The following is a 16,341-nucleotide window of genomic DNA, read 5'->3' as shown; positions in this document are numbered from 1 at the left end:
TCACCTGCCGGTCATATCGATCGGGCGCAGTTCGATACCCTTCAAGCCCACGCCTCGACCTCCTTGACCCATTTGGCACTGCGCGGATTGTCCAGCCTTGGCTGACCGCGCAGCCGGCGTTCGACTTCGTTGAGAGCGCGACGGGCGGCACCAGAGAGCGTCATGCGGAAAGCGCCAGGGTGAGGGTGACGTCATGGATCAGCCGCACATGGTTGTAGCTGCTGGCCTGGCTCTCTTCCTGATGCAGGCGGAAGGCGCGCTGCTCGCTACGCGGCAGGCTCTGATACTCGGCGATTACCTGGAACAGCCAAATCTCGTCCTGCCATTCCAGTTCCCTGGCGTGCAGATAGCCCAAGGCACTGATTCCGGGGGCGCCTGCGGCATCCGCTTCGTCGACCACCGTCAGATAGAAGCGTTCGACATCCTGCTTCAGGGCCTGCTGACGCGCAGCGACGTGGGATTCCAATTGTTGCTCGGCAGGTTGCGCGGCCTCCACGGCCTGTGGCGAGTGCACCGGTGCCGGTAGCTGTCTAATCAGTTCGCTGAGCACAGCGGCATCCTGGTGGCGGTCCAGCGCGGGTGCCGCCGCTGCGATGAGGGGCGTGGCACGGTTGACCAGCGCCGGGACCTCGCTACGACGCGCATAGTTGCCAGGCACGAACCCCGGATGCTCGCGCAGGAAAGCGGCCATGCCGGCCACCAGGCGACTTTGCGACTGTTGCTGACGAAAGCGTGCCATCAGCTCGGTCAGGCGTCGCTGCACCTCCCGAAGGCTGGTGTAGTGCTGGCTAAGTTGCTGCTGCAACTGGCTGATCAACAACTTGCGCAGGGTGCCATCGCTGCCCACCAGAGCGATCAGCTCGTCGAAGTCAATCAGCGTGAGGCCATCCAGAAGGCGCTCGATCTGCTTCTGAGCGCGATGATTCTCGCGAATCTTGTCGTTCAAACGACTGACGAACCCAAAATCGCTGTTGAGCCGCTGCCAGAGGCTGTCGATGGCATCGGCGAAGCGACCGTTGAGATCGTCCAGCTCCTGGCGCAGGCGCAAGAGCTGCTGCTCCTGCTGCCAGTATTCACCGCGACTCCGTGCCTCGCGGTAGCTCTGCACCAGGCTGCGGATAAGCTCCAGCGTCTCGGCGACATCGGCATTGACGTGGCGGCGGGTCTCGTCGGCCAGCATCTCGGCGATCAGATCCCGGACCTTGGGAGATAGCTTCACGCCGCTCTGCTCATCCGGTCGCCATAGAATCCGAGCCGCGAGCAGCTTGCGCAGCGCGGCATCCGTCAGTGCCTCGAGCGGCACCTCATCGCGGGTGTAGCCCTGCATCAGTGCATCGGCGTGCTTGCCAAGCAGTGCCAGCCGTTCGGTACCGGTCGTCAGCAGTCGGCTTTCCAGGGTGTGAACCTCGCTCACAGCAGGGCCTCCTGAGTCGCCGGCGCCTCCTCGTCGATGGGCAGGTTCTCTTCGTCGCGAATGAAACGCACCAGGTCGATCAGATAATCGACCTTGCCGGTCACCAGGTAGACCTGACGGTCGGCATGGGGCTGGAGCAGATAGCCATGCTCCTTGAGGCGCTTGAAGACCTGCTTCAACTGGGCGTCTAGCTGCTCGCTCTGGGAGCCGAAGAAGCTATCGGTGGCCAGTCGTTCCAGCCGCTCGCGAAGGCTCTGGTTATCCTCACACTTGGCGCTGAATTCGGCCGGTTTGAGCACATCGCCAGGCGCCACCAGGGCATCTCGCCCCAGCGCTTCCTGCACCAGTCGCAGCCATTCAAGCAACGGCAACAGGCTATGAAGCGTCTCGCCCAGCTGTTGAGAAAGCTGCTCCCGGGCCTCGTCGTTCAGGTTCCGCCAGGCAAGGAAATAGACGCTGTTCTCCGGGTTGGCGGCCAACCGCCGATTGAGCGGTCGCAGGTAGGTATCGAGCTGCTCGCGAACTTGCTCGTCCTGCAGGCGCCGAAAGGCGTTCTCGTCGCTCACCGCACAGATGAAGTCGCCGGCCAACAGCCGCTCGATCAATGGGCCATGTTCGATCATCCCGCGACCTCCTCGGTAGCGCGGGCCTGCAGCCGCTCGGCCAGGCGACTCAGTCGCGGTTCGATCCGCTTCAGACAGCGACGGTTAGCGCGGCTATCGTCGCGATCGATCAGGTAGCGGTTATGAAACAGCATCAGCACGTCCGACTCGGGGTTGGGGAAGGCGCCCACGATGTGAATGCGGTTGCTGTCGCAGGCATCGAAGAGTTTTTCGACGTTGTGATAGGCCAAGGTACCGATCTCATCGATGGGCCAGTGGATGGCGATATCCGCCTGGCCACGCAGCAAGCGAGTGAAGGCAAGCAGAAACTTGCACAGGATCAGGTAGGCCATGCCGTGGCTGGACGATTCCAGCAGTTGGCGATCATTCTTGATCACCAGGTCGTTGCCGCCCTCGTTCAAGTAAAGCTCAAGGCGCAGCAGGCTCTCGAAGCTGTATTGCTGATCGCTGCGCAGCAGGTCCACTACATCGGCCAGCGCATTGAGATAGTCATCGCTGGGCAGGCCGTCGCCGCGCCAGGCCCTGAAATGCTCGGCAAACAGCTTCAACGGCTCCCAGAAGCCCAACTCATCGATGGTCGACTGGATACGCACTTCGGCCTTGCTGATGCCCTCTAGACGCAGATCGTCGGCGACCTCTTCGGACAGGCGACGACTCTGGGCACTGATACGGCGATTGAGATCGCGGAACACGGTGAAGAACTTGTCCAGGTCATCGCCCAGGTTGCGCCCCTCCTGGATCAACTGCTGCTGCTGATCCTCCAGCAGCTGGAGCATGCCACGCAGCAGCGGTAGCTGACGTCGAGGGTTGCCGGCCTGTTCAGGGTCGTCCTCCACAAGCTTGGCCCGCTCGGCGTCGAGGGTCTCGACGAAGCCCGTGCTGGCGCCCTTGATCAACTCGCTTTCCACCTGCTCGCAGCCCTTGCGCAGGGTGTCCAGTTCATGACTGCGACTGGCCAGGGCCTGGCGTGTCCGTTCCATGCGCTCATGCACGTCGCCGGGCGCCTCGCTGATCGGCTGAGTCGAGGCGCCAAGCCCCAGGCCGTCCAATTGGCTCAGCAGCGGTTTGAGGGCGTCGATCACCTGCTGCTGTGAGTCGCGCTGGGCCTTGAGTGTCTTGATCGTATCCTGATGTGCCGACTTGGCCGTCTGGAAATCCTGCCGGCACTGCTCGAGTTCACGCTTGACCGCCTGAAGGTCACGCGACAAAACCGCTTCCTTGTCGACCAGCTGTGGCTTGCGCTCCCCCCACTCAACGCGCATGAAGCGTGTATAGGCATCGAGCTCTTCCCGGCGCCGGGCCGTCGTACGAATACGCTCATCGAGTGCTGTCAAACGCGCGCGGGTGTCTCGCAGCGTAACGGGATCGACGCCCTGCTCCTGCAGCTCGCGATCATAGGCGGCTTCCAGCTCCTCGCGTTGACGCCGGTGTTCATCCTTCAAGTCAACGAGCCGCTGCTTATGCTGGCGAATCTGTTCGTCCAGGCCGTCCAGCCGGCTCTGACCATCGGCTTTCAGCTCCAAAAGCTGCGCCTGGTGAGATTCCGACAGTGCCTCCAGTTGTTCACGCTTTTCGTCACGCAACGCCTGCTGAGCCGCCTCCTGAACCGCCAGCGCTTCTTCGCCCGCCAGACGACGTTCTTTCTGCTGGCGGGCATGCCTTTCCTGCTGATGGCTGCGCGCCTCAAACGCGTACTTCACTTCCTCATCGGCTCGCCTGAGCACGATCCGTGCCTGCCCCAGGCACTCATCTGCCTCGCGAACGCGCTCGTGGCCAGATTTCAACTGCTTCTCGGCCGACTGGAGCTCGGCCTCCGCCCGCTGACGCGACTCCTCGGCCGCCTCGATAGCCGCCATCAGGCTGGCCTCGTCCTGGGCGTAATCGGGCAGGTCTATCGCCGCCAGATCCAGCGTCACACCAAAAAGGTCACGCGGTTCTGCTTCCGGCGCCTGCTCCGACAGCTGCGGCGACAGATCGCGACGCTCGAGCAATTCGGGTGCAATCACCTTGCCCAACTGCTGCTCCCAGCCCGGGCGGTGGTAGCGCAGGAAATGTCGCAGGCTGCCCTGGGCCGGATCACGTTGCTGATGCAGCGCATAGCCGTGGTTCTGAGCCTCCGATAGCTTCTGCCTGGCCGCTTCGCGCTCACGCTCGGCCGCGTCACGTTCGCGCTTGAGAGTCTCGTGCTCGTGGCGCACGCCATCCAGGCTCTCGGAAGCCGCATTGCGATCGCTCTGCGCCTGATCCAGGCGTGCCTGGGCCAGTTCGGCTTCCTGGGCCTCTTCCGCGCTCTGGGCGGTAGAGGCAAGCTGCGCCTTGAGTTCGGCCAGTCGCTCTACGCCCTGGGCAAGACGCGCCTGGTAACTGTCCTCGAGGGTCGAACGCGCATCCTGATAGCGCGACTCGATGCGGCGCTCGGCCTCCCACTGCTGTTCGCGACTGGTGGTTTTTTCATCACCCAGCGCATCGATGATTCCCTGGGTTTCCTCTGTCTGCCGCGCCAGCACATCGGCCAGCTCGCGCAGGCGTCCATCAAGCTGCGCTTGGCTGGCCTGCACGGCCTCCTGCATGTAGTTCAGGTGTTCACGAAGCTGCTGGTGCTGCTCACGCCACTGAGGCAAGGCTTCCAGATCACGCTCCAGGGCCGGCATATCCGCCTCGGCGAAACGCTCGTACTGCTGCTGAAGGTCGGTCAGCTCGTTTTGGGTACGTTCAAGCTCGCTGTTCAACTCGCTGAAGCGGTCGTTAAGGGCGTCGCGGGTCTGTTCGTAGTCCCGCTCGCGGGCCTGGAAGTCACGTTGCTGCGCGCCGAGCTGCTCATCGCTATCGGCCAGGCCGCGCTCGGCACGATGTCGGTCGGCTTCCAGCTGGGGCTTGAGCTGCCATAGCGTGGCTTCCAGGTCAGCGATATCGCGATCCACCTCGCCAAGCCGCGTCACCAACGTCTGCATGGGCTCAAGGCGCATCGACTGACGCATCTGCGCGATCCAGTCCCGGGCCTTGGTATTGCGAATCCGGGTCACCGGCAGTTCGACGCCATCTTCCTCGAAGATCGCCGCCAGCATGGTCTTGAGGGTATCCATCTTGCCCTCCTTGGCATGCACTGCCGAGATCAGCTTCTCCATGTGGCGAATGCGGTGTTCGGGCTTCACCAGGCTGAACTGGGCGGCTATCTGGCGCAGCTTGAGGCCATCACGGCTGTTACCATGCAGCTGGGTGAAATCATTCTGGATCACCGAGCGGTATTCGGAGGTAGCCCCCAGCTTGGCGGATACGCTCACCCCGTTGCGGCGCAGTTCGCTTGCCCACTGACTGTAATCCAGGGCTGCCACACCGGCCTCGCTCTCGACCAGATAGTCCTCAGGGCGATAGGGCGCGCCCACGAAGCGATACTCGACGCCGCCATCGCTCTTGCGCGTCAACACGGCCTGGCAGACATTGCCGGCCTCGCGCCGATATTCATATACCAAGTAGCTGTTGCGATGCGGCAGATAGAAGGCATCGAACTTCATGCGCGTCTTGGGCACTACCTTGTTGGGCAGTTCGCCGTAAAACACCGGCACCAGGCGCTGCAAGGTGGTCTTTCCCGAGGCGTTGGTCCCGCAAATATTGGTGTGACCGTCGACGTTCAGCTCGACCACACCGTCAAGGTGGCCGTGAATCATCACGATGCGTAAAAGATGGGCCATGCCGCGTCCTTATTCATTACTGACATCCATACCCCCTATCTTGCCAGAGGCAGCGCCTGGATGTAGCCCGAGCAGGCATTCCGATATCGGTCTCATCGGTATCTGGCTCGAGCACGGTTAGGCCTCCGAGCCGCCAGTGCGCTGGGCGCGGTTGGCAGACTGCCTTATGAGGCGGAGGGGGTCTTGGGGGTATAAGGATTCTTGGGGGTATAAGGGTTTTTGGGATAGTAGCGCTCCGGCATGCGCTCGATGTGGGCAAAGAACTTGGTGTCCTTGTAGGGCATTTTCATGAAGCCCGAGACGCCAAGGCCTTCGATCAGCCCCACCGCCGCGAGGATATCATCCAGCCGCTTGCGAAACTCCGACTCGCGTGCCGGATCCAGCAGCCGGTAGTAGCTGTGGATCTTCAGGTGGGTGGGCAGCGCCTCAAAAATGATCATGCCGGTATGGTGGATGTCGTTGAGCGCCTCCAGAGAGGCAATGATCTCATCTGGCAGCACCAGGAATTCTTCCGGGTCGGGGCCATCCTCGAAATAGGAATGCACCCGGGTGTGGTCCTCGAGCTCGGGAACCGCACTGACCTCGTAAGGCAGGCGCATGTCCGGAGTGAGAATAAACGGACGGTCAGGCCCCAGCCGGTCGACGTGCAGGGTCTCGCGAGCATTGAACAAGCAGCTCTTGAAGATGCCGCGGCGGTAAATGGCCCTGGCCAGGTTAATCATGTTGTTGACGGCGCTAACGAAGGCCGCCTTGAGGGCGGGATCATGCAGGTTAAGCGAGATATCGACGTAGATGCCGTCCGTCTCCCAGCGAATCGCCAGGCCGCCGACCACGGGATAGCGACCGAGACGACTGACAGCGGCCAGGAAAGCCTTCTCGGTTTCCCCCATGCCCTGCATGAAATTCTTGTAGTAGCGGTCGAGCTGAACGTCGTTGACCTCGCTCATCTGCTCCGGCGCGCCTTCCTCGCGCAGGAAGGCCTTGCGCGAGCTGTAGACGACGGTATCGATCTCGCGCCCCGCCGGACGCACCCAGACGGGCAGCAGCGACGTCTCGGGAGGCTCGTCGAGGTCGACCATTACGGTTCGCGCCAGCCGAGGCATCTGCTCGAGAAAGTAATCGCCGGCCCGCATTCTCAGCGCCGGGTTCGGCGAGAGCATGGCATCGAGCATGCGGGCAAATTCCATGGGCAGGCCAAGCGAGGTAGCCGGTATCGCCCGGTGCCCGAAGCGGCAGGACTGCCCCGAGGCCAATGCATATAGCGCCCCGGCCGCGCCCTGCTCATCGAAACGGGGCGATGACAGCGCACCGTTCAATTGCTCTTCACCAATGAAATAGACATCGCCAAGGCGGGCATTGGTCTGCTGAAGATTATCGGACATCAGCTCCATGACGTTGGTGGCCACGTGTTGCAAGCGCTCATCGAGCTGAGCAAATACCGAAGAGCCCCAGTCGATCAGGGCGATACGCTCGGTGGCGGCATCGAAGACCAGGTTCGAGGGCTTGATGTCACCATGAACCAGCGGCTTGCGCCGCCCGGACTCACGTCGCAGGTGACGCAGGATATCAGCCAGTTGAGCGGCAATATGCACCACCAGCCGCGGCGACAGCCGGCCTTGGCGCAACGACACTTCTTCGAGGTTCTCCCCCGGCGCCCGCTCCATGACCAGGATCGACTGATTGCGCACCCGCTGATAGGCAATCAGCTTTGGCACCCGCGGATGCTCGACCTGCTCGAGCATGAAAGCCTCTTCCTCGAGCCGATCCTGCAACTGCTGAGGGAGCGTGATCCGGGTGAACTTGAAGACGTGCTCGACCTCGCCAGCCGGGCCCCGCGCACGACCGGCGAACACGAAGCCATAGGCGCCCTTGCCGATCAGCGCGATATCACGATAGCCAAGCTGCTCGAGCTGGGTCTGGCAAAGCGCCACCCAGTCCTTGAGCTTCTTGGCGTCGTCATGGCTGAGCAGATAGATCGACTGCTCTTCCGGGATATAGAACTGCTGGAGCGACGTCGCCGTCATGGGCTCATCCCGTTACGATGTCGTTCAGTATTGGTCAAAGAGTGTACTTCGACACCTCCTCGGGTTGGCGGCAGGTTACCGCGAGGGCGCTGTGAACCCTTCCATGGGCACTACTTTCGCCATCCCCGGCGAAAGATCCTCGCGTCCACCTGCCCCACCGCCGGTAAGTCGGCATACAAGACCTAGGCTGTGTCTGAAAAGTCGACGAGCGAAGGCCAGACAAGGCAAAAAACGGCGAAAGAGCGGAGTTTACGGGGTGTAAATGAGCATCTTGAGCCGATTTTTAACGCCGTATGGGCGAGCGCAGTACTTTTCAGACATTGCCTAGCCAAGGTGCAGCATCATGCTTTGCGGCGACTCCAAATAGCCCTTCCAGCGATTGACGAAACGGGCAATGGTGCCACCGTCGATCAGGCGATGATCGCCTGACCAGGTCGCGGTCATTATCGCCCGGCTCACCACCTGGCCATCGGCATCGAAGCGCGGCAACTGCTGGGTCTTGCCGATCGCCACGATGGCGACCTCCGGGGCGTTAATGATTGGTGTGGCGTAGGTGCCGCCCAGGGCACCGATATTGGAGATGCTGATGGTGCCACCCTTGAGATCGGCCTGTTGAACGCGGCCTTCGCGTGCTTCTTGAGTCAGGCGGGCGATCTCACCGGCGATGGCCAGCAGGCTCTTGCGCTCGGCGCCTTTCACATTGGGCACCATCAAGCCGACCCGGCTATCCACCGCCATGCCAATGTTGCAGGCGCTCTGGTAGTGAATCTCGGTCACCTCATCATTGAGACGGCTGTTGAGGATCGGGAATTCCTGTACCGCCAGCGCCAGCGCCTTCATGAAGAAGGGCATCAGCGTCAATCGCACTCCCAACGCCTCGGCATCGGGCTTGAGGCGTTCGCGCAGCGCCAGCAGCTCGGTAACATCGATTTCGTCACCGTAGGCAAAATGCGGGATGGTACTGGCTGATGCCACCATACGCCGCGCCATTACCGCTTGAACCCCCTTGAGGGGCTCGATGCGCACCTCGCCGACGGCAGTGGTTTCATCGGCTGCCGACGGCGCAGGCGCTGCAGTCGACGCTGCTTTGGGATGCTCGCTGCCGTCTGCGCCCTGTTCGAGGAAGCGAAGCACGTCGTCCTTGAGCACCCGGCCCTGCTTGCCCGAACCGGGAATATCAGCAAGGCTCAGCGCATGCTCGCGTACCAGCCGGCGCACCGCCGGGCTCGCCGGAATCCTCCCGAAAACGCCCTGGCCTGTGTTAGCACGACCTTGCTGGGGCGCGCGCGGTGACGACATCGCGCCGGCAGCAGCGGCGTCTGGCTGTCGGGTCTCGTCAGGACGGCTCTCTTGCGGCTCGGCCGCTGCCGGAGGCCCGGCGGATGCGGACGAGTCCTCCGGATGGTAGGCAAACAGCGGCGAGTGTACCCGCGCCTGCTCGCCCTGCTGATAGTAAAGCCGGCTCACGCGGCCGGCCTCCGGCGCGGTGATCTCCACCAGCGCCTTGTCGGTCATCACATCGACCACCGGCTGGTCTTCGGCGATCTCATCACCTTCCTGGATACGCCACTCGACGATCTCGCACTCGACGATCCCCTCGCCGATATCCGGCAGAATAAAGTCGACAGCGCCGGCCGCAGGCGTTATGGCCCGAGTGTCGTGTTCCCGTGGCGTTGGCGCCTTATCAGCAGCAGTATGGCGCTCTGGGTGCGAGGAATCCGGCGCGGCTCTTTCCTCTTCCAGTCCTGGCTCTGATTCCCCTTGCCCCTCCTCGCTGCTCTCGTCTCCCATCAGAGCAAAGAGCGGCGCATGCACCTTGGCGATGTCACCCTCTTGGTAGTACAGCTGGGTGACCCGACCGTGATAGGGGGCGGGAATCTCCACCAGCGCCTTGTCGGTCATCACCTCGGCCACGGGCTGGTCTTCCTCGATCACATCCCCCTCACTGACCAGCCACTTGACCACCTCGCACTCCACGATACCTTCGCCGATATCGGGCAGCATAAAATCGCTCATCATTGCTCTCCTGTCCGGATACCGGGTGCTAGTACGCTACACTTGCCTTGATCGCCTCGAAGACCTTGAGGCGATCGGGCAGGTATTCCTTCTCCAGCGTTAGCGGGAAGGGCGTGTCCAGGCCGGTGACCCGGCTGATCGGCGATTCCAGGTACAGGAAGCAGCGCTCCTGGATGGTGGCAGCGATCTCGCCGGCGAAGCCGCCGGTCAGCGGAGCCTCGTGGCTGATCAGCAGCCGGCCGGTCTTCAAGACCGAGTTCGCCACGGTCTCGACGTCCCAGGGCAGTATGCTGCGCAGGTCGACGACCTCACAGGAGATGCCTTCCTTCTCGGCGAGCTCGGCGGCTTCTTCGATGACCTCCATCTGAGCGCCCCAGGCCAGCAGGGTGATATCACTGCCCTCCTTGATCACCTCGGCCTCACCGAGCGGCAGTTGGTAATCGCTCTCCGGCACCTCACCGGTCGAGGCGCGATAGAGCCGCTTGGGCTCGAAGAACAGCACCGGGTTGGGGTCGCGAATCGCGGCCAGCAGCAGGCCCTTGGCTTGATGCGGATTGCGCGGCACCACGACCTTGAGGCCCGGGGTATGCGCGAAGTAGGCCTCCGGCGACTGGGAATGATAGAGGCCCCCGGCAATACCGCCGCCATAGGGCGTGCGGATGGTCAGGCCACCGACATTGAACAGATCCCCCGACCGATAGCGGAACTTGGCCGATTCATTAACGATCTGGTCGAAGGCCGGAAAGATGTAGTCGGCAAACTGGATCTCCGCCACCGGCGTTGACCCCTGGGCGGCCAGGCCGTTGGCGAAGCCGATGATGCCCTGTTCCACCAGCGGCGTATTGAAACAGCGCGCCTTGCCGTACTTTTCCTGCAGGTGGCTGGTGGCGCGAAAAACGCCGCCGAAACCGCCGACATCCTCGCCGAAGCATAGCACCCGCTCGTCGGCGGCCATGGCAATGTCCAGCGCCTGATTGATGGCCTGCAGTAGATTGAGATTCGCCATCTCAGCGCCCTCCCTGGCCGTTCTCGGCGCCCGGTGCCCCAGCAGAGCCCTCGGCCGAACGGCGAGAAGCACTCTTGGGGTAGGCCTCTGGATACAGCCGGATATGAGCCTCTAGCTTGGCAAGCTGCTCGTTCAACTGCGGCGTGGGTGTGTCGTAGACATCGGTGACCAGGCTATCCAGGGGCGGCGCCGGCCGTTTCTGGGCGGCCTTCATGGTCTCCAGCACCTCACGACGCAGGCGCTCCTGAAGGGCCTTCTCTTCTTCATCGCTCCACCAGTCGCAAGACTCAAGCCAGCGACGCAGGCGCAGGATGGGGTCTTTTTCCCGCCAGGCCTCCTCTTCCTTCTTGCTGCGATAGCCCGAGGGATCATCGGAAGATGAATGGGCCGCCAGGCGGTAGGTCATGGCCTCGATCAATACCGGTTGGTTATGCTCCACGGCCAGCCGACGCGCCTCCATGGTGGCCTGGTAGACCGCCAGCACATCGTTGCCATCGACTCGGATGACCCGCATTTTGTAGCCGAAGGCCCGGGGCGCGACGCCATCGGCAGCGAACTGCTCGACCGCCGGAGTAGAGATCGCATAGCCGTTGTTGCGACAGAAGAAAATCACCGGGACCTTGTGCACCGTGGCCATGTTCAGCGCCGCGTGGAAGTCCCCTTCCGAGGCAGCCCCCTCGCCGAAATAGGTGATGGTGCAATGGCCATCGCCCGCGAGCTTCTGCCCATAGGCATAGCCGGTGGCCTGGGGAATCTGTGTCGCCAACGGCGAGGAGATGGTCATGTAATTCAGCTTGGCCGAGCCATAGTGGATCGGCATCTGGCGTCCCTTGCCGTAGTCACGCTCGTTGCCGAACATCTGGTTCATGAATTCGTCGCAGCTGAAGCCGCGGTAGGCCAGCGCCCCCTGCTCCCGGTACTGCGCCATGATCATGTCTTCGTCATCCAAGGCCGCGGCGCTGCCAATCACCGCGGCCTCTTCCCCGGTGCACTGCATGTAGAAGGAGAGACGCCCCTGCCGCTGGGCGGCCAGCATGCGTTCGTCGAGCACACGGGTGAAGACCATGGCGTGATAGATGCGCAGCGCCTTGTCGCGGTCAAGATCGGGCGGCGCCGCCCCTTCGAAGAGGCTTCCGTCCTGCTTGAGCAAGGCGAAGGTGTCGATCGAAAACTCATCGCCCTTAAGAAAGGCCGGAGAGTGGACGAGCGAGGAAGTGGTTGTTGTCATGATGCTCTTCCCTGGGGGTAATGGTGAAAAGCCTCACGCCCCTTTTGAGGGCATGGTTATTCAGAAGATAGTCATAAACCCATGCGATGACATACCGCCTGGAGACCCTTCGATGCCACAAGTTTACGTTAACGTAAGATAGAGCCCCGCAAGGGGTGCTGTATAGCCACCGCACCTGAGACCATGGTCGCAGACGTCATAAGCGGTCAGTCATCCGCTGCAAGGGACGAGCAGGAGGTGCCGAAACAGCTCGAGATAAGATGGAAAAAGCGGGAAAGCGGCTCGAGATATGAGCCCGAAAGGAAACCGTTAGCGCTGCGAAGGCAACAGCCGCGCAAAGACGCTATCGATGAAAAGCGCCAATACGCCGATCAGGATTGCGCCCTGCAGAATATAGGCGGTATTGCCATTGATGATGCCGGCGATGATCGGGTCGCCGAGGGTCTTGGCGCCAATGGTCGAGCCAATCGCCGCGGTGGCGATCCCCACGGTAACCGAGGTGCGGATACCGGCCAGGATGACCGGCGCGGCCAGCGGTAGCTCGAGCTGCCAGAGCACCTGGCTTGGCGACATGCCCATGCCCCGTGCGGCCTCCCGTGTGGAGGGATCCACCTCGCCGATACCGACCAGGGTATTGCGCACGATCGGCAATAGCCCGTAGAGCACCAGGGCCACCACCGTCGGCAGCCCGCCGAAGCCCAGCCAGGGCACGGCGAGCGCCAGCACCGCTACCGGCGGGAAGGTCTGACCGATGGAGGCCAGTTGACTGACCAGTGGCAGGAAATCGCGCCCCCAGGGTCGGGTGACCATGATCGCGGCACTGACGCCGCTGACGATGGCAATCGACGACGCCCCGGCCACCACCAGCAGGTGATTGGCCAACAGGTCGATGAAGGGGTCACGGCGATAGATAGGCTCACGGGCCTCGGGGTCGATAGCCGCGAACAGCGCTCCCAAATGCGGCATGGCGACAAGCAGCACGCCCAGGGCCGCGAACCAGCCAAGTGGCGCCGCCCAGTGCCGCCAGGCCAAGAGATCAGAATCGCCCAGGATAGCGGGATCACTCCTCATGGTGAGGCTCCGACCCTTGGTGTGGAGACATTTTCTCGGCCCTATCCGTGGAAACACCCTGAACCTTGGCCTTGGCTTCAGGCGCATCGCCGTCATCGCTTCTGGGGGCAGGTTTGCTGGCGGGCTGGTTGGCAGACGAGTTAGTGGGCTTGGCCGAGGCGGCAGGAAGCAGGTTCTTGCGATGCATGATGTCATCGACCCCCAGGGTACCCACAGTGCGATCACGCTCATCCACCACGGTCAGGCTGGAAAGGCGATTCAGCAGCATCAACGACAGGGCGCCACGCAGGTTGTCATCTGCACTCACGGCGGCCGCCGTGGTCTGACGGCGCGCGCCGGTCGGGTGCATCACGTCGCGCACAGGAATGAGCCCCGCCTGCTTGAGGCCACGATCACGCCCACCCAGCAGTGATTCCACGAACGCATTCTCCGGCGCCATCAGCAAATCCTGGGGGCTGCCCTGCTGCACGACCTTCCCGCCATCCATGACCACGATGCGATCGGCAAGCTTCATCGCCTCTTCCATGTCATGGGTGACGAAGACAATGGTCTTCTTCAAGCGTGCCTGCAGCCTGATCAGCTCGTTCTGTAAGGCCTCTCGAGTGATGGGGTCCAGGGCACCGAAGGGTTCGTCCATCAGCAGAATGTCCGGGTCGGCGGCCAGGGCCCGGGCCACACCAACCCTCTGCGCCTGACCGCCCGAGAGCTGATGAGGGTACTTGCCGGCGAACTCGGCTTCCTTGAGCCCCAGCAGTTGCATCAGCTCGCGTGTCCGCTTCTGGATGCGCTCGTTGGGCCATTTCAAAAGCCGTGGTACTAGGCCGATGTTGCGGGCCACCGTCCAGTGCGGGAAAAGCCCGGTACTCTGGATGGCGTAGCCGATGCGCCGACGCAGCGCCTGCTCGTTGATCTCGCGAATCGGCTGACCGTCGATGTGAATCTGACCGTCACTGTGCTCGATAAGACGGTTGATCATGCGCAGTGTGGTGGACTTGCCACAACCGGAGGTGCCCACCAGCACACAGAGCTCTCCAGGCGCGATGGCAAGCGATAGGCCGTCAACGGCGGTGTCATCGCCGAAGCGTTTGGACACGTTCAGCAGCGCGATACGCACCTGATCAGTCATGACGAACTCCTTGTCGCAGGGCCCCGGCCAAAGCGGTCAGCAGGCCATCGACGATCACGGCCATGGCGATGATCGGCAAGGCACCCAGCAGCACCAAATCCATGGCGGCCTGCCCCAAGCCCTGAAAGACGAAGGTACCGAGCCCACCGGCACCGATCAGTGCGGCGACGGCCGCCAGGCCAATCGCCTGAATGCTGGTAATGCGCACGCCCTCGATCATGACCGGCAGTGCCAGCGGCAAGCGCACCTGCAGGAATATCTGGCTTGGGCTCATGCCCATGCCCCGTGCCGATTCGATCACCCCCTTGTCGACATCGCCCAGAGCCACGAAGGTATTGCGCGTCATGGGTAGCAGGCTGTACCCCACCAGCGCAATCAGTGCCGGGGCCGCGCCGATGCCCTGTACCCCAAGCGCGGCCAGCCATTCATAGCGATCGGCAAGCCAGGCCAGCGGCGCCAGCAATAAGCCAAACAGCGCTAGACTCGGAATGGTTTGAATCAGGCTCAGAACCCCGTTGATGCCTCGCTCGAGGCGCGGCCAGCGGCGCATGGCCAGCGCCAGGGCAAATCCCATCAGCAGGCTCAGCCCTACCGCCGAGGCCACCAACAGGCTGTGGTATAAAAGCGCTTCGATAAACTTGTCGCTTCGCCCCAGGTATTCCTGCATCAGGGCTAGCTTATCCAGCATTCCGCTGGCAAGCGACAGGCCCCAAGCCCCGAGCATCAGCGCACCAAGCCCCCACCAACTGCCATGCGGCAGTCGCAGGCTCGCCTTGAACTCGATCAGCGCCAGCATGAACACGAACAGCAGCACCCAGAACCCTGCCGCCAGCCCCACTCGGGCGTAGGGCGCACCGGGGTCGATAAATACACGGCAGAAGGCGGCCAGCCCAAGGGGGAGAGCGATCATGGCCAACACGACCAGGCACAGGGCCCAGCGCAGCCTGAGCGTCGTCGCCCGCCAGGCAAGGCTGCAAACGCCCAGCGGCAGCATGGCCAGCAGCACCCCGGCGGGCCCCATGATCGCCCAAAGATTCAAGCCTTGCCCCGGCGCGATGCGGTTGGGCTGGACGCTGGCGATATCCAGCAACGTAAGCGCCGCAAGCGCTGCCGGCATCAGGGCCAGCAACACCCGATTAGGGGACGCCGAATGTGGCTGTGACACTGAAGAGGAAGCCGACACGCTTGCCTGAGCCCGCCCAGAAATGCTTATGGCTCGAGCTGGTCGAGGAAGGTCGCCGCGACCTTGGCGGGGTCGGCGCCGTTGACGGCGACTTCACCGTTCAGGCGCTGCAGCGTCTCGAGGTCCAGCGCCGCGAACACCGGCGAGAGCAGTTCGGGAATCTGCGGATAGACATCGAGCACCTCTTGGCGCACTAAAGGAGCCGGCTGATAGACCGGCTGCACGCCCAAGGTGTCCTTGAGCACGCGCAGGTCCAGCGCATTCAGGCCGCCATCGGTGCCGTAGGCCATGGCAGCATTGACGCCATTGGTTTGCAGTGCGGCGGCGCGCAGGGTCGCGGCGGTATTACCGCCGGAGAGCACCACCAACTGGTCGGAGTCGAGATCGAAACCATAGGCTTCCTCGAATGCCGGCAAGGCCGCTTCAGACTCGACGAATTCAGCGCTGGCGGCGAACTTGAAATCACCGCCTTGCGCTAGATACGTCGATAGATCCTCGAGGGTCTCGAGGCCATGCTCCCGGGCCAGACCACCGCGCACGCTCATTGCCCAGGTATTGTTGGCCTCGGCGGGAGTCAGCCACACCAGGCCGTTGGCCTCGCGATCCAGCTCACTGACCTTGGCATAGGCCTCGTCGGCATTCCTCCATATCGGGCTATCGGCCATATCGAAGAAGAAGGCACCGTTGCCGGTGTACTCGGGATAGATGTCGATCTCGCCGGCGATGATCGCCTGCCGTACGATGCTAGTTCCGCCTAGCTGCAGGCGGTTTTCCGTCTCGATGCCGCCGGCTTCCAGCGACTGCATGATCAATTCTCCGAGCACCGAGCCCTCGGTATCGATCTTAGAGGAAACCACCACCGGGTCGGCCGCCTGCGCCTGCCCGACCATGGCACTGGTTGCCAATGCCGCTACCCAAGTCAATGTCCGCTTCATCGCCCCAACCCCAGTGGTGTGCAAGT

At 62.6% G+C, this 16,341-nt stretch carries 12 protein-coding genes and 1 pseudogene; all 13 read right to left on the bottom strand.

Annotation, left to right across the window (positions count from 1 at the left end):
* Positions 1 to 41: 41 nt before the first annotated feature.
* The 13 genes and pseudogenes from BLR71_RS17990 to osmF all read right to left on the bottom strand — a co-directional run bounded on the left by BLR71_RS17990 (position 42) and on the right by osmF (position 16,315).
* Positions 42 to 164, bottom strand: coding sequence for a hypothetical protein (locus BLR71_RS17990; protein WP_281241751.1), 123 nt, complete (start codon positions 162 to 164; stop codon positions 42 to 44).
* Positions 161 to 1,414, bottom strand: a complete 1,254-nt coding sequence (locus tag BLR71_RS04795) for a DUF445 domain-containing protein (protein ID WP_092523641.1) — start codon at positions 1,412 to 1,414, stop codon at positions 161 to 163. The genes BLR71_RS17990 and BLR71_RS04795 overlap by 4 nt, the downstream gene beginning before the upstream one ends.
* Entirely contained in the window at positions 1,411 to 2,037 is a 627-nt protein-coding gene (locus tag BLR71_RS04790) for a condensin complex protein MksE (RefSeq protein WP_092523639.1), read from the bottom strand. Before BLR71_RS04790 ends, BLR71_RS04795 begins: the two co-directional genes overlap by 4 nt.
* Positions 2,034 to 5,726, bottom strand: a complete 3,693-nt coding sequence (locus BLR71_RS04785) for an ATP-binding protein (RefSeq protein ID WP_092523637.1) — start codon at positions 5,724 to 5,726, stop codon at positions 2,034 to 2,036. Before BLR71_RS04785 ends, BLR71_RS04790 begins: the two co-directional genes overlap by 4 nt.
* Positions 5,727 to 5,890: 164 nt before the next feature.
* Positions 5,891 to 7,750, bottom strand: a complete 1,860-nt coding sequence (locus BLR71_RS04780; RefSeq protein ID WP_092523635.1) for a protein kinase domain-containing protein — start codon at positions 7,748 to 7,750, stop codon at positions 5,891 to 5,893.
* 324 nt (positions 7,751 to 8,074) lie between these two features.
* A complete protein-coding gene (locus BLR71_RS04775; RefSeq protein WP_245696364.1) occupies positions 8,075 to 9,397 on the bottom strand; it encodes a 2-oxo acid dehydrogenase subunit E2 in 1,323 nt (440 codons plus the stop codon).
* 159 nt (positions 9,398 to 9,556) lie between these two features.
* Positions 9,557 to 9,754 (bottom strand): annotated as a pseudogene (locus BLR71_RS18110) (biotin/lipoyl-containing protein); the annotation flags it as partial.
* A 40-nt stretch (positions 9,755 to 9,794) separates the two neighbouring features.
* Positions 9,795 to 10,772 (bottom strand): alpha-ketoacid dehydrogenase subunit beta, encoded by a 978-nt coding sequence (locus BLR71_RS04770; protein ID WP_092523631.1) that lies wholly within the window; start codon positions 10,770 to 10,772, stop codon positions 9,795 to 9,797.
* Between the two features lies 1 nt (position 10,773).
* The gene (locus BLR71_RS04765; RefSeq protein WP_092523629.1) at positions 10,774 to 12,000 is read right to left on the bottom strand and encodes a thiamine pyrophosphate-dependent dehydrogenase E1 component subunit alpha; all 1,227 of its coding nucleotides are present in this window, start codon (positions 11,998 to 12,000) and stop codon (positions 10,774 to 10,776) included.
* Between the two features lie 309 nt (positions 12,001 to 12,309).
* A complete protein-coding gene (locus tag BLR71_RS04760; protein WP_175491611.1) occupies positions 12,310 to 13,071 on the bottom strand; it encodes an ABC transporter permease in 762 nt (253 codons plus the stop codon).
* Positions 13,061 to 14,197, bottom strand: coding sequence for an ABC transporter ATP-binding protein (locus BLR71_RS04755; protein WP_092523627.1), 1,137 nt, complete (start codon positions 14,195 to 14,197; stop codon positions 13,061 to 13,063). The genes BLR71_RS04760 and BLR71_RS04755 overlap by 11 nt, the downstream gene beginning before the upstream one ends.
* Positions 14,190 to 15,362, bottom strand: a complete 1,173-nt coding sequence (locus BLR71_RS04750; protein ID WP_245696347.1) for an ABC transporter permease subunit — start codon at positions 15,360 to 15,362, stop codon at positions 14,190 to 14,192. The genes BLR71_RS04755 and BLR71_RS04750 overlap by 8 nt, the downstream gene beginning before the upstream one ends.
* 44 nt (positions 15,363 to 15,406) lie before the next feature.
* Entirely contained in the window at positions 15,407 to 16,315 is a 909-nt protein-coding gene (gene osmF / locus BLR71_RS04745; RefSeq protein ID WP_092523625.1) for a glycine betaine ABC transporter substrate-binding protein OsmF, read from the bottom strand.
* Between the last annotated feature and the right edge of the window lie 26 nt (positions 16,316 to 16,341).

This window comes from Onishia taeanensis (genome assembly GCF_900100755.1).
Taxonomy (GTDB): Bacteria; Pseudomonadota; Gammaproteobacteria; order Pseudomonadales; family Halomonadaceae; genus Onishia; species Onishia taeanensis.
The sequence above is the reverse complement of the archived record's forward strand: the minus strand, read 5'-3'. Positions and strand labels throughout refer to the sequence as shown.